Below are 22,372 nucleotides of genomic sequence, written 5' to 3'. Positions count from 1 at the left end.
AGGAGACCAAAAATGAACACGGACAACGTTGTGGAGTTTCTCCGTATGCTGTCGCTGGACGTTTCGCTGGGCACGGCCGCCCAGCACGCCGCCAGCCAGGCGGACGCGCCCCTGGCCTTGGCCCGGCTGGCCACCGCGCACGGCCTGCCCTGCACCGCCTCGGACTGGTCGTTTTTCGCGCGCAACTGCCTGGATTCCTCGGACCTTGTTGACGCAGACGTCGGTGGCGCGAACGCCACCATCTGGCAACTGGTGCAGGATCCCGCCCATGGCACGGCCATCCCGGCCAGCGCCATTACCCGTGTCATCGGCATCATCACGCAACCCGAGGGCGGCGCCCCCGTCGTGGGTCACGTGGTCGGAGACCTTGCCCCGCGCGCCCCTGCGGGCATGGCGCCCCATCCGCCGAGCTCCTGATACCGCCTCAGGGCTGCACGTCCAAAAAGTCCTCGACAGCGGCGGCGCAGAATGCGCCGCTGGCCATGCAGGCCGTCAACAGGTAGCCGCCCGTAGGCGCCTCCCAATCCAGCATTTCTCCCACGCAGAACACGCCCGGCGCCGATTTCAGCATCAGCCCGGCCGTAAGCGCGTCGAATGACACCCCGCCCGCCGTGCTGATCGCCTCGTCGATCGGGCGCGCCCGCTCCAACCTCAGGGGCAGTGCCTTGATACGCAACCCCAGTCGGGCCGGATCGCGGAAGTCTTCGGCAGTGGCGCATTCCCGCAGCAAACCCGCCTTGACGCCGGTCAGCCCCAACCTGCTCTGCAGGTGACTGGACATGGAGCGCGCGCCGCGAGGATGCGTGACCGCCGCCATGACCTTCTCCGCCGGCCAGTCGGGCGCCAGATCCAGCGTGGCCACGGCGCTTCCCTGGGTCTCGATCTGGTCACGCAGCGGCGCGGACAGGGCGTACACCAGGCTGCCTTCGATGCCGGTCGCCGAGACGACGAACTCGCCCTGCCGGGCCGGGCCGCCGCAATGCATGGACACGGACTTGACGGGGTGGCCTGCGTAGCGTTCCCGGAAATGGTCGGACCAGGCAACGTCAAAACCGCAATTGGCCGGGCGCAGCGGCGCCACCGGAATTCCATGCGCCTGGAGCCCCGCGGCCCACGCCCCGTCCGAACCGAGCTTGGCCCAGCTACCGCCTCCCAGCGCCAGCACGACAGCATCTGCCGCGTGGGTCAGCACGCCATCCAGCGTGTCGAAGCGCAGCACATCCGCGCATGGCTGCGTGCCCTCGGGCCAGCCCAGCCAGCGGTGGCGCATGTGAAAGCGCACCCCACTGGCTCGCAATCTGGCCAGCCACGCCCGCAGCAGCGGAGCAGCCTTCATTTCCTGGGGAAACACGCGGCCCGACGACCCCACGAATGTCGGGATGCCCAGACCGTCGGCCCAGGCCCGCAGGCCCGCCGCATCCAGCGTCCCAAGCCACGGCGCCACCTGCGAGGAGCGCGCGCCGTACCGGGCCAGAAAGGGGGCCGCAGGCTCGCTGTGCGTCAGGTTCAGACCACCCCGCCCCGCCATCAGGAATTTCCGGCCGACCGAAGGCATGGCGTCATACACGTCTACCTGCAGCCCCCTGGCGCTGAGCCCCTCCGCCGCCATCAGGCCGGCGGGCCCGCCTCCGATGACAGCGACGCGTCGGGCGGTCAGGCTCATGGCGCCACCGCCTTCATGGCGGGACGGAGGATGGACAAGACAGGGAGCATTCGGAAAAGAGGGTCTGGAAGAAGGGACAAACGGCAGCGTGCCAGGGCGGGGAGATTGTCTCACGCCGGCCCGACGGCAGGCGGCGGCGACAAAAAAAGGGCCGGCGTCGGCCAATTGTTGACCGCAGGCGCCAAGCCCTTGTTCTTGCTACAAAAATCCCAAATACGCAGCAGCTATCCCAAGGCTTGTCCACAATCCTTGTGGGTAACTCTGCGCGAGCGGGGCTCAGGCGTTACCGGCCGCCTGCATCGGCCCCGACCACGGCTCCGCATCGAGTTCGAAGCGCAGCTCCTGGAATTCACCGTCGACCGAGACCGAACGCAGCAATCCGGCGCCCAGCGCCTGACCCAGGGCACGGCGGCACAGGGTTTCGGGATCGTCAGGCAGGGACTGGAACACGCCGTCCGGTATCCGAAGGCGCAGCAACGCCTGGGGGTCGCCGCGTTCGGCCGGACGGCCGATGTGGATGTGGGCAGGATAACCATGGGGGCACCAGATGCCCACGTGGTACTTGCCCTCAGCCCCCGTGTCGGCAACATAGCCCGGATGATCGTACTTTGCTGTTCCCATGGACCCTCCTCGTGTGCGGCAACCTAGCGCGCGTGAGCCATGGTAGCGCAGGGCTGCGGCCCTGTGCGGACGAGGACACCCGGGAAACTCCGGACAAGAGCGATGCCATGACCGAGCGCAACGGCAGGACGAAAAAAAGCCGCGACATGATCGCGGCTTTCTTGGACGGGACCCTGCGGAAGGCGATTTAAACGCGCCGACGGCGGATCCTGGACTGCTTGAAACTGGTTGCGGGGGCAGGATTTGAACCTACGACCTTCGGGTTATGAGCCCGACGAGCTGCCAGACTGCTCCACCCCGCGTCTGATGTGTGAATCATACATCATTTTGAAATCTTGTGCAGCGCACCGAGGGAATTGTTTCTGCTTTTCGGGAAAATTCTTTGAAAAAAAGCTGCTGCGCGGCACATCGCCGGGCGCGCCCACCCCTCCGGATCCAGGCATATCACCTGGGCGGCGCCAAGCGCCGTCACGCGAACGGCGCCTCCGTAAGCCAGGCCATGGACCTCGCCGGCATTGACCCTGACTGAAACCACGCGATGCAGTCCGCCTGCGGCTTCCCAGCCATTGGCGGACTCCTCGATGCGCACGCTGCCCTCGGTGCAGACGACGGCGGCGCCCGCGCGCAAGGCGAATAACCGGCTGGAACCAGCAGCAAGCTGCACGCGGGATCGGGAAGGGTCGGGGGCGAGTCGGGGGGGCATGGTCATCTCCTGTGGGACAACGACAGGCTACGCGCGCCCTGCTCTGCGCAACAGCCACACAAATTGCCTTTCTGTACCGATGCAGAGGCTCGATTTCAGCGCTGTTATGGTGTACTTTGCGTGAATCTGTGCCTACCCTTACACCAACCCCGGGGAGCAAGATCGGCGCATGGACCCTCAGCCGCTGTACCTACGCCTGGCCAACCACTACCGGCGCGCCATCCAGACCGGGGTGCTTGCGCCCGCCCAGCGCATGCCATCCGTGCGCACGCTGGTGCGCACCCATCACGTCAGCCTGTCGACCGCGCTGCAAGCCTGCCGCCAGCTGGAAGACGATGGCCTGATCGAAGCCCGGCCGCGCTCCGGCTATTTTGTCCTGAAACCCCGGCGCAACAGCATTCCGCCCGTCAGCGAGCCCGATATCCGCCAGACCCTGGGCACGGCCCAGTACGTGGGCATCCATGACCGCGTGTCGGACTTCATCGCAAAGTGCGAAGCCCATCCGGTCAGCGCCAACTTCGCGCTGGCGGCGGCCGTGCCGCAAGCCTATCCCATGGAAGAGCTCAAGCAGGCCATGACGCGCGCCCTGCGGCAATCGCCCGAGTTGCTGGTCAGCCCGGTGCCGCCGCAAGGGCACCCGGACCTGCGCACCGTGCTGGCGCGGCGGGCGCTGGCCAACGGCATCAACGCCACACCCGACGACGTCATCGTCACGCATGGCTGCATCGAGGCCTTGAACCTGGCGTTGCGCGCCGTCGCGCGGCCGGGCGACACCATCGCCGTGGAGTCGCCCGCCTATTTCGGCCTGCTGCAGATCCTGGAAAGCCTGGGCATGCGCGCGCTGGAAATCCCCACCAGCCCGCAGCATGGCCTGTCGATCGAGGCGCTGGACCTGGCCTTCCAGACACACGGCAACATCCGCGCGGTGGTCGTCGTGCCCAATTTCCAGAACCCCCTGGGATGCGTGATGCCGGACACGGACAAGGCGCGGCTCGTGGCCCTGTGCGAGCGCCAGCAGGTGCCGCTGATCGAAGACGACACCTATGGCGCCCTGACCGACGACGATACGCCACTGGCCGCCGCCAAATCCTGGGACGCGACCGGCAACGTGATCTATTGCTCGTCGATGCACAAGACGCTGGCGCCGGGCATGCGGCTGGGGTGGCTGCTGGGCGGCCGCTGGAAGGCGCGCATCGCCATGCTGAAGTTCGCGCAGAGCCGCCCAAACGAACCGCTGGCCCAGATCGCCGTGGCCGAGTTCATGGGAGCGCGCGCCTACGACCGGCACCTGTCGCGGCTGCGCCGGGAATTGAAACGGCAGCGCGACCTGACGGCCGAAGCCATCGCCGCACACTTTCCGCGAGGCACGCGCCTGAGCGTGCCGCAAGGCGGGATGCTGCTGTGGGTGGAAATGCCGCAGGAGGTCTCGGGCACGGACGTTTTCGAAGCCGCGCTGCGGCAGGGAATACGGGTCGCGCCCGGCGCCATGTTCTCGAATGGCGCCCGCTACAACCACTTCCTGCGCATCAGCTGCGGACAACGAATCTCCCCCGACATCTCGCGCGCCCTGCTGACCCTGGCCCGCATCGTGGATGAAAGGACAGGATGAATCCGGAACTGCATCAGTTCATCGCCGATTACGGGTTATGGGCCGTGCTGGGCGGAACATTCCTTGAAGGCGAAAGCGTGGTGGTCTTTGCCGGCTTCCTGGCGCACCAGGGGCTGTTTCACCTGCCGTACGTCATGCTGTGCGCATTCGCCGGATCGTTCCTGGCCGACCAGTTGCTGTTCTATCTGGGCCGCCGCTACCGCGACCACCGGTACGTGCGGCGCATTCGCGAGAAGCCCGCGTTCGACAGGGCCCTGGCCGCCATTGACCGCTATCCGAACGGCTTCATCCTGGCCTTGCGGTTCCTGTATGGCTTGCGCACGGTCGGGCCGGTTGCGTTGGGCGTGTCGCGGGTGTCCCCGCTGCGGTTCCTGGCGCTGAACGCCATTGCCGCGGCAATCTGGGCGGCCTGCTTCAGCCTGCTGGGCTATATCTTCGGGCACACGATCGAAGCCCTGCTTGGACGCCTGCACGGGGTCGAGACCAAACTGGCGGTGGCGGCAGCCCTGGGCGTGCTCATCTGGCTGGCCTATCGGCTGAGCGTGCGCCGCCGCGGATAGCCCGGCCCCCGCTCAGAACACCAGCTTGCCGCTGGCGCGCAGCACGTGGCGGCGCCGCGCGTTACGGTACAGGCTTCCGATGATCGGCAGCCGCGCGAGGCGGCGCAGGATCGGGTGCCGCTGGTCGAAATCGTGCCAGGCCTTGAAGCCATGCCCCATGCGCTCCCAGCTCTCCCGCGCCTCGGGGGAGAGTTTGCCGGGGTCGAAGGCCGCCAGCTTTGCCGCTTCCGAAACTCGAGCCGTCATTGCTCCGCTCCGGCATTCCAATGAATACTGATTCCGCATGGGGCCGCATATTACCCGGCTTGACCGCCATGTGCCGGCCCGGGAAACCCACACGCGCCCACGCTCAGGGAGCCGCCTTTGATCGCTGCCGGCAAGCCGTTGTAATTAAAGGCATTTACGCATCTATGCCCGCACTATCCCAAGGCTTGTCCACAGAAGTTGTGGGTAACTCCGGCCCCGCAGGTCACTTCAAGGCGGCCACGATCATGTCGCGCACGCTTTCGAAGCCAGCCACGTATTGCGGATTCTCGGAGCGGGCCAGCAGGCTGGAATAGTTCTGCTCCAGCTGGGCCTCGATGGCTTCGCGCAGGCCGGGCGAACCCTTTACCAGGTGCAGCATCGACACCAGCGTGGAATTGAGCGCGTCGATACGGCCGCCCTGATGCGAAATGGTATGCACGATGACGGCGATTTGTTCCTGGGTATCCATGATGGTTGCCTCCTGGCGATGAAATTCGGCGCAAATCCTAGCATGGCCGGGATGGGCCATCCCGGGGCGGGCCATCCCGGGGCGGGCCATCCCGGGGCGGGCCATCCCGGGGCGGGCCATCTCCGGCGCGGGACGTCCGCTAGGCAAGCGCCAAGGGCCGCGCTAGCATGAAGCGTAGCCGCAAGGGCACCGCGGCGCACGCCGCCGGCATCCGCTTCGGGCTGGCGGCGCAACCGGAGCGCGTTCATGAAAACGATCCAGAACTATGCCCCCCCGGACGCCCAGTCCATGCAACGGCTGCAGGACAGGCTGGGATACAGCGACGCGAAAATGGCCGAGCTTGCGGGACTGGATGCGGCGACGCCGTGGTCCAGCTATGTGGGCGGCCCCGAGCCGCGCTCGCTGGGCCGGCAACGGCTGTTCTACATGATGGCCCGCCTGACGCTGGATGAGCAGGAATGGCAACGCGTGCTGGCGGCCATGCACGAAGTCGGCGCGCGCTTCGACTGCAAGGATCCCCAGGCCGCCGGCGCGCCAATGCCGCCGGAACCGATGGCCGACGAAGAGCGCAAGTTCGGCATGCTGCTGGTCAGCCGCAACGGTTCTTTCCATGAAATGGAACAACTGCGCGAATTCGCGCATTTCGCCCACGAGGCCGACGTCAGCCGCTTCGTGCACAGCGCGTTCTACGACAGCGACATCGACCTGTGCCGTTTCAGCTTCGCGGACCATGACGGCCTGGACGATGCCAGCCGCGACCGCATCTTCGATGCCGCCCACAAAACCATCACGCGCTTCGAGTTCGACGGACGCATCTATCACGGCGGCATTCCGCCTGAATCCGACGGCTAGCGGCCGCGCATTGACGCCGTTAGGCCGGCCCCTGTACCGTCGGCACTTCGCCTTCCGGCCCAACGCCATCGCCCACCGCATGAACGAACGACTCGACGCCATCGACCGGCAACTGCTCAGCCTGCTGCAGGCCAATGCGCGCGAACCCGCGGCGATCCTCGCCCGCAAGCTCGGATTGGCTCGCACCACGGTGGTGGCCCGCATCGCGCGGCTCGAGCGCGAGAACATCGTGGCCGGCTACGGGGTGCGCCTGGGACGCTTGCTGGAAGAGGCGGCGGTGCGCGCATACTGCTTCATCAGCGTGCTGCCCAAGACGCCAGCGGCGGTCATTCGCGAGCTGGAAAAGATGCCCGAGGTCGAGGAAGTGTCGTCGGTCAGCGGCCCCTATGACTACCTGATCTTCCTGCGCTGCGAGACCCATGAACAGCTCGACGAGCTGCTGGACCGCATCGGCCTGATCGACGGCGTCAAGCAGACGCAGACGTCCATCGTGCTCAGCCGCAAGGTGGATCGCCGTAGCGCCGTGGGCGCCCCTTGAACGCAGCCCCGCCTTTCCCGCTTGCGCGACAAGATGGTGTAATGGGGCCTGTCGCCCATCCTGGACTTTTCATGCTTGCACGCCTTGCCCCCGCCGCCGCCTTGCTCACCCTGCTGACCGCGTGTTCCAGCATGAGCGAAGTCACGTCCGTCGACAAGGACACCTACACGGTCACCTACAGTTCCGGCACGCAGCTCCTGAGCTGGGTCGAAATCAAGAATCAGGCCCTGCAGCGCGCCGATCAGTACTGCCAGTCCATCGGCCGCAAACTGCAAAAGCCCAAGATCACGTCCAACCATGCGACGGGGCTGGGATCCAAGCGCGCCACGGTCACCTTTGAATGCGGCGTCGTCGAGCCGCCCAAGAACACGGCCAAGTAAGGCCGGCGCAGGCTGCGCCCGGGATCGGGTGTAGCATTGTCCGCATCCCCTCCCCATTGCACGCATCGTGAACACTACTCTGCCCGTGGGTATCACCATGGGCGATGCCGCCGGCATCGGCCCCGAGATCGTCGTCAAGGCTTACGCGCAAGGCTTGAATGCGCCCTGTGTGGTGTACGGCGACGCGGGCGCGCTGCGCCGCGCTGCCGCGCAGCTGGGCGCCCGCCTGGAAATCGGCGAGATCGGGCACATCGGCCAGGCCCGCCCAGGTCCGGGCCGGATCGATGTCATCGCCTGCAGCCCCGCCCTGCCGGACGCCCTGCCCCTGGGGCAGGTCAGCGCCCTGGCGGGCCGCGGCGCCTACGACTACGTCTGCGCCGCGATCGACGATGCGCTGGCCGGCCGCATCCGCGCCATCGTCACGGCCCCGCTGAACAAGAAGTCCATGCATGAGGCCGGGATCGATTTTCCGGGCCACACCGAAATCCTGGCCGAACGGTCCGGCACGCAGGACTTTGCGATGATGCTGGCCAACGACGAGCTGCGCGTGCTGCTCGTGACCATCCACGTGGCGCTGGCGGACGTCATCGCCCGCATTACCCCCGAGTCCGAACTGGCCGCCATGCGGCTGGCGGATCGCGCCTGCCGCCAGATGGGCATCGCGCGCCCGCGCGTCGCCGTCGCCGGACTGAACCCGCATGCGGGCGAAGGCGGCAAGTTCGGCCGCGAAGACATCGACATCATCGAACCCGCCATCGCCACCGCGCGCGCCGAAGGCATCGACGCCAGCGGCCCGTGGCCCGGCGACACGGTCTTCATGCGGGCGCGGCGCGGGGAATTCGACATCGTTGTGGCCCAATACCACGACCAGGGCCTGATTCCCGTGAAGTACCTGGGCCTGGATCATGGCGTCAACGTCACCGTGGGCCTGCCTTTCGTGCGCACCAGCGTCGACCACGGCACCGCGTTCGACATCGCCGGCAAGGGCCTGGCCGACCACGCATCGCTGGTGGCGGCCTTCGATCTGGCGCTGGCGATGACGCCCTGACCCCGCAAAGGCCGTCCGACCGCCTCAGCGCGCGGACACTGGCGCCTGCCGGCGGCCGGCCGCCGCGCCCCCAGGTCTACAATACGCCCCGTTTCCGGCGCGCACGCCGCGCCGCCGCTTTCTGTCTTCCCTTCCTGCCCTCATGTCCCGCCTTGTCCGCCTCCTGCCAGACCGCTTCACCCTTTATCTGATCTGCACCGTCATCATCGCCAGCATCCTGCCCGCGCATGGGCAAGGCGTCGTCGTATTCGGCTGGATCACCAACATCGCCGTCGGCCTGCTGTTTTTCCTGCATGGGGCGCGCCTGTCCCGCGAGGCCATCATCGCCGGCCTGACGCACTGGAAGCTGCACCTGACGATCTTCTCCGCCACGTTCCTGATGTTCCCGCTGCTGGGCTTGGCGCTCAAGCCCGTGCTGGAGCCCCTGGTCACGCCCGAGCTCTACCTGGGCATCCTGTTCCTGTGCTGCCTGCCGGCCACGGTGCAGTCGGCCATCGCCTTCACGTCCATGGCGCGCGGCAACGTCCCCGCGGCCGTATGCAGCGCGTCCGCGTCCAGCCTGCTCGGCATTTTCCTGACGCCGCTGCTGGTCGGCACCGTCGTGGCCAATGCCGGCAGCGCGCCGATCTCGTTCGACGCCGTCGGCAAGATCATGCTGCAGCTGCTCCTGCCCTTCGTGCTGGGCCAGTTCGCCCGCCGCTGGATCGGCGCCTGGGTGCACAAGCGCAAGGCCATGCTGAAGTTCGTCGACCAGGGATCGATCCTGCTGGTGGTCTACACCGCGTTCTCGGAAGCCATCAATGAAGGCCTGTGGAGCAGCACCCCGATTCCCGCGCTGGTCGGCCTGGTGGTCTGCTGCGCGGTGATCCTGGCGCTGGCGCTCGGCCTGTCGGCGCTGGCCGGCAGGGTGTTCGGCTTCAATATCGAAGACCGCATCACCCTGCTCTTCTGCGGCTCGAAGAAGAGCCTGGCCAGCGGCATTCCGATGGCCCAGGTGCTGTTCGCCGGCCACGCCGTGGGGGCCGTGGTGCTGCCGCTGATGCTGTTCCACCAGATCCAGCTGATGGTCTGCGGCGTCCTTGCCGCGCGCTACGGCAAGCGGCCCGAAACGGCGCACTGACGCGCTTGGGCAAAAAAAACCGCGCTCGTGTGAAGCGCGGTTTTTTTTTCGTACAAGCGTGATCAGTACATGTCCCGCGGCTGCGCGCCCGAGAAGTTCAGGAAGCGCGTGCTGGACCCCTGGAAGGTCAGGCGCACGGTTCCGATCGGGCCGTTACGCTGCTTGCCGATGATGATTTCGGCCGTGCCCTTGTCCGGCGAATCGGGGTTGTAGACCTCGTCGCGATAAATGAACAGGATCACGTCGGCGTCCTGTTCGATAGCACCCGATTCGCGCAGGTCGCTCATCACGGGACGCTTGTTGGGCCGCTGCTCCAGGCTCCGGTTCAGCTGCGACAACGCGATCAGGGGGCAGTTCAGCTCCTTGGCCAGGCCCTTGAGCGAGCGGCTGATTTCCGACACTTCGGTAGCGCGGTTTTCGCCGGTGCCATTGCCCGACATGAGCTGCAGGTAGTCGATGATGATCAGGCCCAGCTGGCCGCACTGGCGCGCCAGGCGGCGCGCTCGGGCCCGCACTTCCATCGGGCTGAGCGCGGGCGATTCGTCGATGTAGACCTGGGCGTCCTGCATCAGCTGGACCGCGTGGGTCACGCGGGGCCAATCTTCGGCGATGAGCTTGCCGGTCCGCATGCGGTGCTGGTCCAGCAGGCCGACCGAACCCAGCATACGCATCGCCAGCTGCACCGCGCCCATTTCCATGGAGAACACCGCCACCGGCAGCCCTTCTTCGATGGCCACGTGTTCGCCGATGTTCATGGAGAACGAGGTCTTGCCCATGGACGGACGGCCAGCCACGATGATCAGGTCGCCGCCCTGCATGCCGGACGTCATCTTGTCGAGGTCGGTGAAGCCCGTGGGCACCCCGGTCACGTCGGACGTGCTTTCGCGGTGGTACAGCTCGTCGATGCGTTCGACCACCTGGGTCAAGAGCGGCTGGATCTCCTGGAAGCCCGCGGCGCCGCGCGCCCCTTCCTGAGCGATCTTGAACACCTTGGATTCGGCCTCGTCCAGCAGTTGGCGGGCCTCCTTGCCCTGCGGGTTCATGGCCGCCGAGGAGATTTCGTCGGCAATGGACACCAGCTTGCGCAGCATGGCGCGCTCGCGCACGATCTCGCCATAGCGCCGGATGTTGGCCGCCGACGGCGTGTTGTGCGCCAGCGCGTTCAGATAGGCCAGTCCGCCGGAGTCCTCTGCCTTGCCGGCGCTGACGAGCGACTCGTGGACGGTGATGACGTCGGCCGGACGCGCAAGCCCGATCAGGCGCGCAATGTGGTGCCAGATCAAGCGGTGGTCGTGCCGATAGAAATCTTCTTCCAGCAGCACGTCCGCGATGCGGTCCCACGCGGTATTGTCCAGCAGCAGGCCGCCCAGAACCGACTGCTCCGCCTCGATGGAATGGGGGGGAACGCGCAGGTATTCGAGCTGGGAATCGGCAGGTGTATTCATGACTTCAATAGTAACGGCTGCAGGATATCCGCGACGCGGCAGAATCCCTGGACATCGCGCGAGGGAAAACGGCTCAGGATGGGGCGCAGGGGCGTGGCAATGGCGCTGAGCACACGCCCCAGGCGCGTCAGGCGCGCTTTCACCTGGGGGTCGGGGTTTTTCTCGAGGTAGACCTCGAGGGCCAGTTTACCCAGCGTCCGGGCATCGACGTCGTCCAATTTACGTAACGACACCAGCGAGGCAAGCATCTGGAACAGATCGTAGGCCTGGGCAAGCGGCCTGGAGAGCGTCGCGCCGATGTTCTCTTCGAAATCGATCCGCCAGATCTCGCCGTCCTGCAGCGTCAGATTGCGGATCTGCGCACCGCCATGCCACATGCCCCGGCCATGGAAGGCCGCCAGATCCGCCGCCGCCGCGCGCGTCAGCCACAGGCGCGACGTGGAGTCTTCGTTGCGAATGAGATCGGCCAGGTCGTCGCCGACATATTCCAGCACGAGCAATCCCTGCTCCTGCCACCATACCTCGGGCACCCTGCAGCCGGCCCGCAGCAGTTGCGTCAAGCGCTGCCCTTCGTGCGCCAGTCCGTTTCGTAGAAGCACGCCCGGCCGCGGAAACTCGCCCAGGAAAACCTTGCATCCCACGCCGAGGAACAGGGCGCGCACGTAGCGCAGCACATAGCTCACGCCCCGCAAGATGCCAGGCTTGCGCCGCTTGATGATGCAGCGCACGCCGTCTATCGTCACATCCCGCACTGAAGGCTCGCGTGCGGCATCCACGCTGTCGAGCCAGGCTCGCAGGCCCGGCGGCGCGTTGTGGTGGACAGGCGGATGAGTCAAGGGGTCCTCGGGATTGACAACAGGGAGCTTGGGCTGCCGCGACGATGGACGCGGGCGCAAAGAAAAAAAGCCGGCGCGCGGGCCGGCTTCTTTTTACCGCGAGTGCCGGATTAGGACAGTTCGCCTTCGACCAGGACCGTGATGTCGACCACGACGTCAGCGTGCAGGGCGACCTGGACCGGGTATTCACCGACGGCCTTCAGTTGGCCGTTGGGCAGACGCACCTGGGCCTTTTCGACGGCTTCGAAGGAAGCCTTCTTCAGACCTTCGGCGATGTCGGCGTTGGTGACCGAACCGAACAGGCGGCCGTCGATGCCAGCCTTCTGGCTGATCTTCAGCTGGAAGCCGTTCATGCGATCGCCCAGGGCTTGGGCAGCGGCCAGCTTCTCGGCCTGGACCTTTTCCAGTTCGGCGCGGCGGGCTTCGAATTCCTTCAGGGCGGCGTCGGTAGCGCGACGGGCCTTCTTCTGGGGAATCAGGAAGTTGCGGGCGTAGCCATCACGCACGCGAACGACTTCACCCAGGTTGCCCAGGTTGACGACTTTTTCGAGCAGAATAACTTGCATTTCAGTGCCCCGGATTAGTTGTGGTTATCGGTGTAAGGCAACAGGGCCAGGAAGCGCGCGCGCTTGATGGCGGTGTCCAGCTGGCGCTGGTAGATTGCCTTGGTGCCGGTCAGGCGAGCCGGGATGATCTTGCCGTTTTCTTGCACGAAGTCGCGCAGGGTGTCCAGATCCTTGTAGTCGATCTCTTCGACGCCGGCTGCGGTGAAGCGGCAGAACTTGCGACGCTTGAAGAGCGGGTTCTGCTGCGTGAATTTGCGTTTTTCTTTGCGTTTTCCGAAGAAAGCCATGATATGTGCCTCTATGTTTGAGGGGGCTGGTCCTACCCGGGGTTTTTCAAAAACCGGGTCCAACTCCCCATAACCTATCCGTATTCAGAAGGCGCTCTCGCACCTATGGACTCATTCCCTTCAAGCCACCTGCGGATCGCTTCCAGCGCTTCCGCCGATCTTGCGTGCCTGCTGCAGATGCAGCTTGATCTTCACCGAGTCCTTGCGGGCGGGAGCCAGAAACCCCTGCACCAGCAATTCGGACCCTAACGCGGTGTTTCTCAACAGCAACGCCAGATCTCCCAGTGCCACGGCGGCGATTGTCAGTTCGACGCGGCGCGGGTGGCCGGCTTCGATGACTTCCGATTCGTGCGCCAGCACCATTTCCAGGGCTGGCAATCCGGCGGGAGTGTGGCGCAAAGGCTCGCATTCGAGAACGCGGGCGCTGAGTTCCAGCTTGTTCATCCTGCCAGGCACCGATGGGACTTCATGGGATGAGCTCTGCGTGAGCCCGTCTTACTCGGGCTGAGCCGCGACAGCTTCCGCCGAAGCCTTGCGGGCTTCTTCGCGCTCGACCGACTTCATCATGATCGAGGGAGTGGTCTGGGCCTTCTTGGTCTTGATGACCAGGTGGCGCAGGACGGCGTCGTTGTAGCGGAACGAGTGTTCCAGTTCATCCAGCGTGGCTTGGCCGCACTCGATGTTCAGGCAGACGTAGTGAGCCTTGACGAGCTTCTGGATCGGGTAGGCCAGTTGACGGCGGCCCCAGTCTTCCAGGCGATGGATCGAGCCGCCTTGGCCCGTGACCAGCGCTTGGTAACGCTCGACCATGGCGGGCACTTGCTCGCTTTGGTCGGGGTGAACGATAAACACTACTTCGTAGTGACGCATGGGTAAAACTCCTTGAGGATGTCTTGCTGGCCGACCGTCTTGCACCCGCGCTTTCCATCATGGGTGGTATGACAACTTCGACGATCGCCGCAAGGGGCAGCCCGCTACCCAAAAACCATGGGCGGTCGAGCAAGAAAGCCCTCGATTATCGCCGATTGGGCAGTCTCACGCAAGCCGCGCGTTATCAAGAAATAAGGGACGCGTTGCTGAGCGGCCTGTGGCCGTCCCCTGCGTGCAGATCCGACGCCTCGATGGGCCGAGGGCGGCTGACGGCGCTGACCATCACGTAGCTGATGATCATGAGGAGGAACCAGGATCCGAGCTTGGCAAGGGACACGAGTTGCCAGACCTGCGCCTGGTTCGGATAGCGCCAGGCGTTGGCGAAGGTGCCGATGTTCTCGGCAAGCCAGATGAACAGCGCCACCAGCACGAAACCCAGCAGCAGCGGCATGCGGCGGTAATCCCGCCAGATGCGGAAATACACCCACGTGCGTGCGAACAGCACGCCCGTGAGCGCAAACAGAACCCACCGGAAATCCATCACGAAATGGTGCGCGAAGAAGTTCACGTAGATCAGCACGGACAGGGCCGCCGTCGCGGCCAGCGGCGGATGGGAGCGGAAACGGAAATCGAACAGACGCCAGACCCGGGCCAGGTAGCTGCCGACCGCCGCGTACATGAAGCCGGTGAACAAGGGCACCCCGCCGATCCGCAACACGCTGGCCTCGGGATAGATCCACGAGCCGGCGGCGGTCTTGAAGATTTCCATGCAGGTGCCCACCACATGGAACATCAGGATCACCCGGGCCTCGCTCCAGGTTTCCATGCGCAACGCGAGCAGCGCAGCCTGGATGCCCAGGGCAGCCAGCGTCAGGAAGTCATAGCGCGCCAGCGTGGCGTCCTTGGGATACCACCAATGCGTGCCCAGCAGGAGCGCGCACATCAGGCCGCCGAAAAGGCAGGCCCAGGCCTGCTTCACCCCGAAACGGAAGAATTCGTACAGCGCGACGCCAAGACGGCCGCGGCCGGCCAGGTTGCCGGCCAGCTGCGATTCCCAATCTTGCAACCGCGCGATGAGCGGCCAGTCGCTGGCCGCCGGGTGGCGCACGAAAGGCTCAGCCTTCCACGACGGCGTAGGCCGAGTGGTTATGGATGGATTCGAAGTTCTCGGCTTCCACGCGGTAACGCGCGATGCCGGGGTGCGCATTCAGGCGGGCCGCCACGTCGCGCACCAGGTCCTCGACGAACTTGGGGTTGTCGTAGGCGCGCTCGGTGACGTACTTCTCGTCGGGACGCTTGAGCAGGCCCCACAGCTCGCAGGAGCCCTCTTCTTCGATGAGGCGGATGACGCCGTCCATGCCGATGTCGTCGCTGAGGATGGCCGAAACCGTGACATGCGAACGCTGGTTATGCGCGCCGTACTCGGAAATGGCCTTGGAACACGGGCACAGGCTGGTGACGGGCACCTGCACGACCAGTTCGAATTCGACGCTGTCGGCCTGGGCGCGGGCGATCCATTGGACTTCGTAGTCCAGCAGGCTTTGCACACCGGAGATCGGGGCGGACTTGTTGATGAAGTACGGGAACACCGCGGTGATATCGCCGCGTTCGGCGTGCAGCAAGGGCAGCATGTCGGCCGCCATGGCACGGAACAGCGCCGGCGTCATGGGCGTGCTGCGGTACTTTTCCAGCAGGGCCACGAAGCGGGACATGTGGGTGCCCTTTTCCTCGGGCGGCAGGGCGACGGTCAGCGTCCAGTTGGCCACGGTGCCTTGGGGCGAGCCGTCGCCGCTTTCGATCAGCATCGGGTGGCGCACGCCACGGATGCCGACGCGCTGGATCGGGATGTGCCGCGTGTCCGTCGAACTCTGGACGTCGGGCATCACGATGGCGGGGTCGATCGGAGAATTCATGTCGGCTTACCTGTCTAGGCGGTCGATCGCGAAAAGCGCGGGCCTAGTAATCTTGAGAGGGGGCCATTATCGCGCATACGCCGGCGATCGCCAGGGAAACCCCTTCGAATCGTACGTCGGCAGGGGTGGAACAGTGTGTTTCATCCCTGTGGACGAAAGCCATTCGCCTTCGTCCACATGCCGGGTTCAGTCCAGCAGGCTGGCGTAGCGGGCGCGGATGGATTGCTCGATGCCGGCGGCATCCAGGCCCAGGCCCGCCAGCAGGGCCGATTGCTCGCCGTGGTCGATGAATTCGTCCGGCAGGCCCAGCTGCAGCACGGGAATCTGCACGCCGGCCGCGCTCAGCGCTTCCAGCACCGCGCTGCCCGCGCCGCCCATGATGCAGGCGTCTTCCAGCGTGACGAGCGCGTCGTGCCGGCTTGCCAGGTCCAGGATCAGCGCCCGGTCGATCGGCTTGACGAAGCGCATGTCCGCAACGGTGGCATCCAGCTTCCCGGCGGCGGCCAGCGCGGCCTGCACCAGCGTGCCGAAACCCAGGATGGCGATCTTCTTGCCTTCGCGGCGGATTACGCCCTTGCCCAGTTCCGCGACCTCGAGGCCATCGGACTCCGGCGCGCCGCAGCCCGCGCCGCGGGGATAGCGCACCGACGCGGGGCCCGGATACTGATAACAGGTCGACAGCAGCAGGCGCGTTTCGTTTTCGTCGGACGGGGTGGCGACCACCATGTTCGGCACGCAGCGCAGGAAAGCGATGTCATAGTTGCCCGCATGCGTGGCGCCATCCGCGCCGACGATGCCGGCGCGGTCCAGCGCGAACGTGACGTCCAGGTTCTGCAGGGCGACGTCATGGATGAACTGATCGTAGCCGCGCTGCATGAACGTGGAATAGATGGCGACGACCGGCTTCTGGCCCTCGCAAGCCACGCCGGCGGCAAACGTGACGGCGTGCTGCTCGGCGATGCCCACATCGAAGTAGCGCTGCGGAAAGCGCTGTTCGAATTCCACCAGCCCGCTGCCCTCGCGCATGGCGGGCGTGACGGCGACCAGGCGCTTGTCCTGCTGCGCCGTGTCGCACAGCCATTTGCCGAACACCTGCGTGAACGTGCGCTTGCCCGGCGCCTTGGACTGCTGGATGCCGACGGCGGGGTCGAACTTGCCCGGACCGTGGTACAGCACCGGATCGGCCTCGGCCAGCTTGTAGCCCTGGCCCTTGCGCGTGACCACATGCAGGAACTGCAGGCCTTCCAGGGCCTTCAGGTTCTGCAGCGTGGGAACCAGCGCGTCGAGGTCGTGGCCGTCGATGGGGCCGACGTAATTGAAGCCGAACTCCTCGAACAGGGTGGCCGGCGTGACCATGCCCTTGGCGTGCTCTTCGAAGCGGCGCGCCAGTTCGAGCACCGGCGGCACGTGCTGCAGCACCGCGCGGCCCACGTTCTTGGCCGCGGCGTAGAAGCGCCCCGACATCAGGCGGGCCAGGTAGCGGTTCAGGGCTCCGACCGGCGGCGAGATCGACATGTCGTTGTCGTTCAGGATCACCAGCAGGTTGATGTTGGGCGTGACGCCCGCATTGTTCATGGCCTCGAAAGCCATCCCGGCGGACATGGCGCCGTCGCCGATCACGGCGATGTGCTGGCGCTGCACGCCGGCGTTGCGCGAGGCCACCGCCATGCCCAGCGCCGCCGAGATCGACGTGGACGAATGCGCCGTGCCGAATGCGTCGTACTCGGATTCGCTGCGCTTGGGAAAGCCCGAAATTCCGCCCTGCTGGCGCAGCTTGGCCATGCCGGCGCGGCGGCCCGTCAGGATCTTGTGCGGATAGGACTGGTGGCCGACATCCCAGACGATGCGGTCATGGGGCGTGTCGAACACCTGGTGCAGCGCCAGCGTGAGCTCGACGGTGCCCAGGTTGGACGACAGGTGTCCGCCCGTCTTGGAGACGGACTCCAGAACGAAGCCGCGCAGTTCGTCGGCAAGCTTTTTCAGTTCGCGACGATCCAGGCGCTTGAGGTCTGCCGGCGATTGAATGCGGTCCAGTAAATCTGTCGTCATGCTTTTATGTGGTTCGTTGGCCCGGCCCGTGTGTGGCCAGGCTTGTCTCGGATCAGCGGTCTCGAAGAACGATGAAGTCGGCCAGTTGGGCAAGGCGCGCCCCCGCATCGCCCAGCGGCGCCAGGGCGTCCAGGGCGGCTTCGCGCAATTCGGCGGCAAAGGCCCGGGCGTCCGAAAGCCCCAGCAGAGATACGTACGTGGGCTTGTTCTCGGCGGCGTCCTTGCCCGGCGTCTTGCCCAGGCTGGCGGTATCGGCGGTGACGTCGAGGATGTCGTCGACGACCTGGAAAGCCAGCCCCATGGCCTGCGCATAGGCATCCAGCGCCTGGCGCGATGCCGAGCTGGCGCCCGCGACAATGCCGCCCAACGCCACGCTGCACGCCAGCATGGCGCCCGTTTTCATGCCGTGCATCATCTGCAGTTCGTCGCGCGAGAGCGACCGGCCGACGCTGAACAGATCGATGGCCTGTCCGCCCGCCATGCCCTGGCTGCCGGCGGCGCGCGCCAGCGACTGGGTGGCCTGGACGATCAGCGCGGGAGCGATCGGCATGGAGGCCAGCAATTCGAACGCCAGGGGCTGCAGCGCATCGCCGGCCAGCATGGCGGTGGCTTCGTCGAACTGGACATGCGTGGTGGGACGGCCGCGACGCAGCGTGTCGTCATCCATGCAGGGCAGATCGTCATGGATGAGCGAATAGGCGTGGATCAGCTCGACGGCGGCGGCGGCACGGTCGAGGGAGGCCTCGATGGCCAGCACGCTGCCGCTGACGGGGCAGGCCTGCCCCGCGGCATAGACCAGGGCCGCGCGTACGCGCTTGCCGCCGCCAAGCACGGCGTACCGCATGGCTTCGTGCAAACGGGTGGGCAGCGCGTCCGCCGGCGGAAGCAGGTCATCGAGCACGTCTTCGATGTGTCGCGCACGGCCCTGCAGCCACTCGGGAAAAGCGAGTTGAATTTGCTTCATCGGATTCTTATTCGTCATCCAGCGCCGCGGGGTCCAGCGGCCGCAGCAGGTCGCCCTCCAGGACCTTGACCTGCTGTTCGGCCTGCGCCAGGCGGTCCTGGCAGACCCGCGTGAGCGCCACGCCGCGCCGGTAGGCGGCCAGCGACTGCTCGAGCGGCAGCGAACCGTCTTCCATGGCCGCAACCAGCGATTCCAGTTCGGCCAGGGCCGTCTCGAAATCCTGGGGCAAGGGACGATCGTCGTTCTGCGGATCAGCTTGTGTGGGTTTGGCCAAACGGGCCTCCGGGGGGCGCTAGGGGTGGATCAATCCGTGAATTGTACGAGATAGCCAGGCCCGCCCCGGACGCGTCACGCGCGTCAGGCGGCCGTGCCGGCCAGGCCCGCGACGGCCGCCAGCAGCGCCGGGGCCACGCGGGCGCGCAGGTGCGGCTCTTCCAGCAGGCTGGCGGGACCGCCGCAGCTCATGACGAAAACGCCTTCGCCCGTGATGGACGTGAACGGCACGGCCACGGCATTGATGCCCGACTGCCATTCGCCGATCGCGAAGCAGCATCCCGCTGTCGCCAGTTCCGCGCGGGCGCGCGCGATAGCGGCCGCCGCCGGGGCCGCCTGGCCCAGTCGCGCCAGGATGCCGTCGCACCCCGGCTCGGGCAGGCTGGCCAGGTAGGCCCGGCCCATGGCGCTGTCCAGGCTGGCGCGGTAGCCCACGGGCAATCGCAAATACAGGGCGGAGGAGCCATGAATGGCTTCGACGTAGGTCATGGCGTCGCCGTCGAAGGCGCCCAGCGCGACCGCGCCCCCCGTATCGCGCGCCAGGTCGGTCATCGAGGCCTTGGCCAGTTCGCGCACCTCGAGCCCGGCCAGCAGGCCGAAGCCCAGCGCCAGGACGCCATAGCCGGGCGAGTACTTGCCGGTGTCCGGGTGATAGCGCAGGTAGCCCAGTTCGGTCAGCGTGTAGGTGATCCGGCTGATGGTGGGCTTGGGCAGGCCGGTCAGGCGCGCGAGGTCCAGGTTGCCCAGCGCCGCGACGCCATGCCGGAAACACCGCAGCACGTCCAGGCCGCGCGCCAGCGCCGTGATGAAGTCCGGCGAATTGGCGCCTTCGCCCGCGCCCGCGGCCCGCTTGCGGCGCGCGGGCAGGCTCAGTTCGAGCTTTTCGTCGGGCTTGGAGGGGGCGTGCGCCATGCGCCTGGCGTCAGAAAAAGATTGCATTTCTATACGCTTCGTTTTTATAGTTTATTTCGAATGACAAAACTAAATTCCATATAACGGAATTTATATCATCCAAGGAGACCTGGCAAGACGCCGCGGCGATACCCTCCGCGACCCTGCCAAGCCAGGCCCGGCGATCCACTCTCGACCATGCGATTTCAAGGGGAAAACATGATTCGCACCAGCTTCAAACTGCTCGCCACCATGATGCTCAGCGCCGCCGCGCTGAGCGCCCAGGCGGACACTTTTCCGGCCCGGCCCATCAAGGTGATCTCGCCCTTCCCGGCGGGCGGCGCCACGGACGTGCTGACGCGCGTCCTGGCCGAGCGCATGGCCAAGAACCTGGGCCAGCCCATGATCGTCGAGAACAAGGCCGGCGCGGGCACGTCCATCGGCGCCGCGTTCGTGTCGCGCGAAGCGCCGGATGGCTACACGATCCTGATGGCCACGAACTCGACGCTGGTCACCAACCGCTACCTGTATAAGGAACTGCCTTACGATCCGGACGGTTTCGCGCGCATCGGCATGGTGGGCGTGGGCCCGCTGGTCCTGCTGTCCAGCCCCAAGCGGCCGTTCAACAGCACCCAGGACGTCGTGGCGTATGCCAAGCAGAATCCGGGCAAGCTGACCTTCGCCACGTTCGGCCCCGGCACCTCGTCGCACCTGGCCGGCGAACTGTTCAAGGAACGCGCGGGCATCGACATCCTGCACGTGCCCTTCAAGGGCGCCACGCAGGCCCTGCCCGCCCTGATCAGCGGCGACGTGGACCTGTTCTTCGACATGGTCGCCACCGGCATGCCGCAGGCCGACGCCGGCAAGGTCAAGGTGTTCGCCATCACCAGCCCGACGCGCCTGGCGACGCAGCCCAAGCTGGGCACGTTGGCCGAACAGGGCTATCCCGCCTTCGACATGACCGCCTGGTTCAGCTTCGTGGCGCCCAAGGGCACGCCGGCTCCCGTGCTGGAGCGGCTGCAGGCGGCGCTGACCGAAACCCTGCAGGACGAAGCCGTGAAAAAGCGCATGCTGGACATGGGCATCGATCCGCGTTCGGGCACGGCGGCCGAACTGGACAAGCAGATCAAGACCGAGCAGCCGATCGTGTCGCAGCTCATCAAGCAGGCCAACATCGTCCTGCAGTAAGCGGCCCGCGCCCTGCGGTTTCGTGACAAATCGTTCGCGGACTGCCGGCCCGCGATCGGCTGGGCCACGATCCGCCGGGTCGCAATCCTATTGCGGCCCGGCCTGGCGGGACCCGGCCTTTTCCACCGACAGCGCCTGACGGGCCCTGTCGGTTTTTTACTTTCGGCCTAACCCCTGGATACAGAAATCGGGACCTCCCCGCTGCTAAGGTGAAAAAGTAACCACCCAGCGGGAGCCCGATGACCTACACCGAAGACCGATACGCCAGCCTGGATTCAGCCCGCTGGCTGGCCGCGGTGGCCGTGGTGCTGCTGCACAGCGCCGCGCTCATCGTCAGCGATCCGGCCGCCTATGGCGGCGGCGCCTGGCTCGCCGCCAACCTGTATGACTCCGCGGCCCGCTGGTGCGTACCCGTCTTCGTCATGGTCAGCGGCGCACTGCTGCTGGACCCCGACAAACCGCAGGACGCCCAGCGCTTCTACAGCCGGCGCATGGCCAGGATCTGCGCGCCGCTGCTGTTCTGGACCCTCTTTTACCTGGCCTGGCGCACCGGCCTGGACTGGTGGGATGACGGCCGCATCGACTTTTCCTTCTGGCCTCGCAAGGTCGCGCAGGGCGAGCCCTACTACCACCTGTGGTACCTGTACATGATCGTGGGCCTGTACCTGTTCGCCCCCCTGGTCCGCCTGCTGTATGCGCGCAGCACACCCCGGGCACGTTCGCTGTGGGTGGTCGGCATCCTTGGCGTGGCGATCCTGGACGCGCTGTACCGCCGCGCGCTCGGCGCGCCCCACGGCTTCTTCCTGACCTGGTTCCTCCCCTATCTGGGCTACTTCGTCGCGGGCCGCCTGATCTTTGACGGGGAGATGCGCATTCCGCGCCCCGGGCTGGTCCTGGCGGCCAGCGTGGGCTTCACCGCGCTGGGCGTCAGCGTGATGTCCAACGGGCACGCGCTCGACACCTACTTCTACGATTACTTCAGCCTGACGGTGCCGTTCATGTCGCTGGCCGCGTTCCAGTGGATCGTTGCTTCGCCCCGCCTGCCCCGGCTGGCCTCGCTGGCGCCGCTGACCTTTGGCGTCTATCTCATCCATCCCGTGTTCCTGGACGTGGCGCGCCGTGCCGGCGCGTTGTCCGGCGGGCAGCGCGACGCCTGGGCGGTGCCGCTGCTGACCGCCGCGGTATTCGTCCTGTCGGCCGCCAGCAGCTGGCTGCTCAGGCGCCATCCGGCCACGCGCAGGCTCGTCTGAAAGACCTACGCCGCAAAGGGTTAATCGGCGC

27 protein-coding genes and 1 tRNA gene are annotated in these 22,372 nt (G+C 66.2%); 10 read left to right on the top strand and 18 right to left on the bottom strand.

The features are described 5' to 3' along the window. Nucleotides 1–12: 12 nt before the first annotated feature. Nucleotides 13–417, top strand: coding sequence for a hypothetical protein (locus ABE485_RS08065; RefSeq protein WP_346514774.1), 405 nt, complete (start codon nucleotides 13–15; stop codon nucleotides 415–417). Nucleotides 418–424: 7 nt separating this feature from the next. Here the strand turns inward: ABE485_RS08065 and ABE485_RS08060 are convergent, their stop codons facing one another. From ABE485_RS08060 to ABE485_RS08045, 4 genes are all read right to left on the bottom strand, one after another. After that, entirely contained in the window at nucleotides 425–1,663 is a 1,239-nt protein-coding gene (locus ABE485_RS08060; protein WP_346514773.1) for a TIGR03862 family flavoprotein, read from the bottom strand. A gap of 276 nt (nucleotides 1,664–1,939) precedes the next feature. After that, nucleotides 1,940–2,284, bottom strand: coding sequence for a hypothetical protein (locus ABE485_RS08055; RefSeq protein ID WP_346514772.1), 345 nt, complete (start codon nucleotides 2,282–2,284; stop codon nucleotides 1,940–1,942). 225 nt (nucleotides 2,285–2,509) lie between these two features. Next, a tRNA-Met gene (locus ABE485_RS08050) sits at nucleotides 2,510–2,586 on the bottom strand. A gap of 20 nt (nucleotides 2,587–2,606) precedes the next feature. Next, on the bottom strand, nucleotides 2,607–2,987 hold the full coding sequence (locus ABE485_RS08045) for a hypothetical protein (RefSeq protein ID WP_346514771.1): 381 nt from the start codon (nucleotides 2,985–2,987) through the stop codon (nucleotides 2,607–2,609). 169 nt (nucleotides 2,988–3,156) lie between these two features. Here ABE485_RS08045 and ABE485_RS08040 point away from each other — a divergent pair, with 169 nt between their 5' ends. Next, nucleotides 3,157–4,596 (top strand): PLP-dependent aminotransferase family protein, encoded by a 1,440-nt coding sequence (locus ABE485_RS08040; RefSeq protein WP_346514770.1) that lies wholly within the window; start codon nucleotides 3,157–3,159, stop codon nucleotides 4,594–4,596. Continuing rightward, a complete protein-coding gene (locus tag ABE485_RS08035) occupies nucleotides 4,593–5,156 on the top strand; it encodes a DedA family protein (RefSeq protein WP_346514769.1) in 564 nt (187 codons plus the stop codon). The genes ABE485_RS08040 and ABE485_RS08035 overlap by 4 nt, the downstream gene beginning before the upstream one ends. Nucleotides 5,157–5,168: 12 nt before the next feature. Here the strand turns inward: ABE485_RS08035 and ABE485_RS08030 are convergent, their stop codons facing one another. Both ABE485_RS08030 and ABE485_RS08025 read right to left on the bottom strand, forming a co-directional pair. Then, entirely contained in the window at nucleotides 5,169–5,402 is a 234-nt protein-coding gene (locus ABE485_RS08030; protein WP_346514768.1) for a hypothetical protein, read from the bottom strand. Between the two features lie 223 nt (nucleotides 5,403–5,625). Further along, a complete protein-coding gene (locus ABE485_RS08025; protein ID WP_008164250.1) occupies nucleotides 5,626–5,871 on the bottom strand; it encodes a hypothetical protein in 246 nt (81 codons plus the stop codon). Nucleotides 5,872–6,117: 246 nt separating this feature from the next. On the opposite strand from ABE485_RS08025, the gene ABE485_RS08020 reads away from it, so the two are divergent. The 5 genes from ABE485_RS08020 to ABE485_RS08000 all read left to right on the top strand — a co-directional run bounded on the left by ABE485_RS08020 (nucleotide 6,118) and on the right by ABE485_RS08000 (nucleotide 9,809). Further along, on the top strand, nucleotides 6,118–6,723 hold the full coding sequence (locus tag ABE485_RS08020) for a hypothetical protein (RefSeq protein ID WP_346514767.1): 606 nt from the start codon (nucleotides 6,118–6,120) through the stop codon (nucleotides 6,721–6,723). A gap of 79 nt (nucleotides 6,724–6,802) precedes the next feature. Continuing rightward, nucleotides 6,803–7,261 (top strand): Lrp/AsnC family transcriptional regulator, encoded by a 459-nt coding sequence (locus ABE485_RS08015; protein WP_346514766.1) that lies wholly within the window; start codon nucleotides 6,803–6,805, stop codon nucleotides 7,259–7,261. 71 nt (nucleotides 7,262–7,332) lie between these two features. Next, complete coding sequence (locus ABE485_RS08010; protein ID WP_346514765.1) at nucleotides 7,333–7,641, top strand: hypothetical protein; 309 nt, start codon at nucleotides 7,333–7,335, stop codon at nucleotides 7,639–7,641. Nucleotides 7,642–7,708: 67 nt separating this feature from the next. Next, nucleotides 7,709–8,689: a 4-hydroxythreonine-4-phosphate dehydrogenase PdxA gene (gene pdxA / locus ABE485_RS08005; RefSeq protein WP_346514764.1), complete on the top strand. Its 981-nt coding sequence runs from the start codon at nucleotides 7,709–7,711 to the stop codon at nucleotides 8,687–8,689. A 142-nt stretch (nucleotides 8,690–8,831) separates the two neighbouring features. Further along, nucleotides 8,832–9,809: a bile acid:sodium symporter family protein gene (locus ABE485_RS08000; protein WP_346514763.1), complete on the top strand. Its 978-nt coding sequence runs from the start codon at nucleotides 8,832–8,834 to the stop codon at nucleotides 9,807–9,809. Nucleotides 9,810–9,871: 62 nt separating this feature from the next. Here the strand turns inward: ABE485_RS08000 and ABE485_RS07995 are convergent, their stop codons facing one another. The 12 genes from ABE485_RS07995 to ABE485_RS07940 form a co-directional block, all read right to left on the bottom strand. Then, nucleotides 9,872–11,254: a replicative DNA helicase gene (locus ABE485_RS07995; protein ID WP_346514762.1), complete on the bottom strand. Its 1,383-nt coding sequence runs from the start codon at nucleotides 11,252–11,254 to the stop codon at nucleotides 9,872–9,874. Then, complete coding sequence (locus tag ABE485_RS07990; protein WP_346514761.1) at nucleotides 11,251–12,090, bottom strand: hypothetical protein; 840 nt, start codon at nucleotides 12,088–12,090, stop codon at nucleotides 11,251–11,253. The genes ABE485_RS07995 and ABE485_RS07990 overlap by 4 nt, the downstream gene beginning before the upstream one ends. 110 nt (nucleotides 12,091–12,200) lie before the next feature. After that, a complete protein-coding gene (rplI, locus tag ABE485_RS07985) occupies nucleotides 12,201–12,656 on the bottom strand; it encodes a 50S ribosomal protein L9 (RefSeq protein WP_346514760.1) in 456 nt (151 codons plus the stop codon). Nucleotides 12,657–12,670: 14 nt separating this feature from the next. Continuing rightward, the gene (gene rpsR, locus ABE485_RS07980; protein ID WP_006218308.1) at nucleotides 12,671–12,943 is read right to left on the bottom strand and encodes a 30S ribosomal protein S18; all 273 of its coding nucleotides are present in this window, start codon (nucleotides 12,941–12,943) and stop codon (nucleotides 12,671–12,673) included. Between the two features lie 120 nt (nucleotides 12,944–13,063). Then, entirely contained in the window at nucleotides 13,064–13,387 is a 324-nt protein-coding gene (gene priB / locus ABE485_RS07975) for a primosomal replication protein N (RefSeq protein WP_346514759.1), read from the bottom strand. Between the two features lie 51 nt (nucleotides 13,388–13,438). Next, complete coding sequence (gene rpsF, locus ABE485_RS07970) at nucleotides 13,439–13,813, bottom strand: 30S ribosomal protein S6 (protein ID WP_008164226.1); 375 nt, start codon at nucleotides 13,811–13,813, stop codon at nucleotides 13,439–13,441. 184 nt (nucleotides 13,814–13,997) lie between these two features. Then, entirely contained in the window at nucleotides 13,998–14,921 is a 924-nt protein-coding gene (locus ABE485_RS07965; RefSeq protein ID WP_346514758.1) for a DUF817 domain-containing protein, read from the bottom strand. 7 nt (nucleotides 14,922–14,928) lie between these two features. Next, nucleotides 14,929–15,726: a GTP cyclohydrolase FolE2 gene (folE2, locus tag ABE485_RS07960; protein ID WP_346514757.1), complete on the bottom strand. Its 798-nt coding sequence runs from the start codon at nucleotides 15,724–15,726 to the stop codon at nucleotides 14,929–14,931. Between the two features lie 186 nt (nucleotides 15,727–15,912). Further along, the gene (gene dxs / locus ABE485_RS07955; protein ID WP_346514756.1) at nucleotides 15,913–17,775 is read right to left on the bottom strand and encodes a 1-deoxy-D-xylulose-5-phosphate synthase; all 1,863 of its coding nucleotides are present in this window, start codon (nucleotides 17,773–17,775) and stop codon (nucleotides 15,913–15,915) included. A 52-nt stretch (nucleotides 17,776–17,827) separates the two neighbouring features. Further along, nucleotides 17,828–18,739, bottom strand: a complete 912-nt coding sequence (locus tag ABE485_RS07950; RefSeq protein WP_346514755.1) for a polyprenyl synthetase family protein — start codon at nucleotides 18,737–18,739, stop codon at nucleotides 17,828–17,830. 7 nt (nucleotides 18,740–18,746) lie between these two features. Further along, nucleotides 18,747–19,013 (bottom strand): exodeoxyribonuclease VII small subunit, encoded by a 267-nt coding sequence (locus ABE485_RS07945; RefSeq protein WP_183016194.1) that lies wholly within the window; start codon nucleotides 19,011–19,013, stop codon nucleotides 18,747–18,749. An 83-nt stretch (nucleotides 19,014–19,096) separates the two neighbouring features. Next, on the bottom strand, nucleotides 19,097–19,951 hold the full coding sequence (locus tag ABE485_RS07940) for an IclR family transcriptional regulator (protein WP_346514754.1): 855 nt from the start codon (nucleotides 19,949–19,951) through the stop codon (nucleotides 19,097–19,099). 171 nt (nucleotides 19,952–20,122) lie between these two features. Between ABE485_RS07940 and ABE485_RS07935 the strand changes: the two genes are divergently transcribed. Together ABE485_RS07935 and ABE485_RS07930 are read left to right on the top strand one after the other, a co-directional pair. Beyond that, the gene (locus ABE485_RS07935) at nucleotides 20,123–21,091 is read left to right on the top strand and encodes a Bug family tripartite tricarboxylate transporter substrate binding protein (RefSeq protein ID WP_346514753.1); all 969 of its coding nucleotides are present in this window, start codon (nucleotides 20,123–20,125) and stop codon (nucleotides 21,089–21,091) included. A gap of 239 nt (nucleotides 21,092–21,330) precedes the next feature. Then, entirely contained in the window at nucleotides 21,331–22,341 is a 1,011-nt protein-coding gene (locus ABE485_RS07930) for an acyltransferase (protein ID WP_346514752.1), read from the top strand. The last annotated feature ends 31 nt before the right edge of the window (nucleotides 22,342–22,372 follow it).

It is taken from the genome of Achromobacter spanius, from assembly GCF_039673305.1.
GTDB classification, from domain to species: Bacteria; Pseudomonadota; Gammaproteobacteria; order Burkholderiales; family Burkholderiaceae_B; genus Achromobacter; species Achromobacter spanius_F.
Note: the sequence above shows the minus strand (reverse complement) of the source record. Positions and strands in the feature narration are given on the sequence as shown.

Excerpts from the sequence above, each read along its gene's own strand:
- ABE485_RS07935 (WP_346514753.1), top strand. The coding sequence starts at position 20,123 with ATGATTCGCACCAGCTTCAAACTGCTCGCCACCATGATGCTCAGCGCC.
- dxs (WP_346514756.1), bottom strand. The coding sequence starts at position 17,775 with ATGACGACAGATTTACTGGACCGCATTCAATCGCCGGCAGACCTCAAG.
- ABE485_RS07950 (WP_346514755.1), bottom strand. The coding sequence starts at position 18,739 with ATGAAGCAAATTCAACTCGCTTTTCCCGAGTGGCTGCAGGGCCGTGCG.
- ABE485_RS07940 (WP_346514754.1), bottom strand. The coding sequence starts at position 19,951 with ATGCAATCTTTTTCTGACGCCAGGCGCATGGCGCACGCCCCCTCCAAG.
- ABE485_RS08060 (WP_346514773.1), bottom strand. The coding sequence starts at position 1,663 with ATGAGCCTGACCGCCCGACGCGTCGCTGTCATCGGAGGCGGGCCCGCC.
- ABE485_RS07995 (WP_346514762.1), bottom strand. The coding sequence starts at position 11,254 with ATGAATACACCTGCCGATTCCCAGCTCGAATACCTGCGCGTTCCCCCC.
- ABE485_RS08040 (WP_346514770.1), top strand. The coding sequence starts at position 3,157 with ATGGACCCTCAGCCGCTGTACCTACGCCTGGCCAACCACTACCGGCGC.
- ABE485_RS08025 (WP_008164250.1), bottom strand. The coding sequence starts at position 5,871 with ATGGATACCCAGGAACAAATCGCCGTCATCGTGCATACCATTTCGCAT.
- folE2 (WP_346514757.1), bottom strand. The coding sequence starts at position 15,726 with ATGAATTCTCCGATCGACCCCGCCATCGTGATGCCCGACGTCCAGAGT.
- rpsR (WP_006218308.1), bottom strand. The coding sequence starts at position 12,943 with ATGGCTTTCTTCGGAAAACGCAAAGAAAAACGCAAATTCACGCAGCAG.
- ABE485_RS08055 (WP_346514772.1), bottom strand. The coding sequence starts at position 2,284 with ATGGGAACAGCAAAGTACGATCATCCGGGCTATGTTGCCGACACGGGG.
- ABE485_RS08035 (WP_346514769.1), top strand. The coding sequence starts at position 4,593 with ATGAATCCGGAACTGCATCAGTTCATCGCCGATTACGGGTTATGGGCC.
- ABE485_RS08045 (WP_346514771.1), bottom strand. The coding sequence starts at position 2,987 with ATGCCCCCCCGACTCGCCCCCGACCCTTCCCGATCCCGCGTGCAGCTT.
- ABE485_RS08030 (WP_346514768.1), bottom strand. The coding sequence starts at position 5,402 with ATGACGGCTCGAGTTTCGGAAGCGGCAAAGCTGGCGGCCTTCGACCCC.
- ABE485_RS08065 (WP_346514774.1), top strand. The coding sequence starts at position 13 with ATGAACACGGACAACGTTGTGGAGTTTCTCCGTATGCTGTCGCTGGAC.
- ABE485_RS08015 (WP_346514766.1), top strand. The coding sequence starts at position 6,803 with ATGAACGAACGACTCGACGCCATCGACCGGCAACTGCTCAGCCTGCTG.
- rpsF (WP_008164226.1), bottom strand. The coding sequence starts at position 13,813 with ATGCGTCACTACGAAGTAGTGTTTATCGTTCACCCCGACCAAAGCGAG.
- rplI (WP_346514760.1), bottom strand. The coding sequence starts at position 12,656 with ATGCAAGTTATTCTGCTCGAAAAAGTCGTCAACCTGGGCAACCTGGGT.
- ABE485_RS08020 (WP_346514767.1), top strand. The coding sequence starts at position 6,118 with ATGAAAACGATCCAGAACTATGCCCCCCCGGACGCCCAGTCCATGCAA.
- ABE485_RS08000 (WP_346514763.1), top strand. The coding sequence starts at position 8,832 with ATGTCCCGCCTTGTCCGCCTCCTGCCAGACCGCTTCACCCTTTATCTG.
- priB (WP_346514759.1), bottom strand. The coding sequence starts at position 13,387 with ATGAACAAGCTGGAACTCAGCGCCCGCGTTCTCGAATGCGAGCCTTTG.
- ABE485_RS07930 (WP_346514752.1), top strand. The coding sequence starts at position 21,331 with ATGACCTACACCGAAGACCGATACGCCAGCCTGGATTCAGCCCGCTGG.
- ABE485_RS08010 (WP_346514765.1), top strand. The coding sequence starts at position 7,333 with ATGCTTGCACGCCTTGCCCCCGCCGCCGCCTTGCTCACCCTGCTGACC.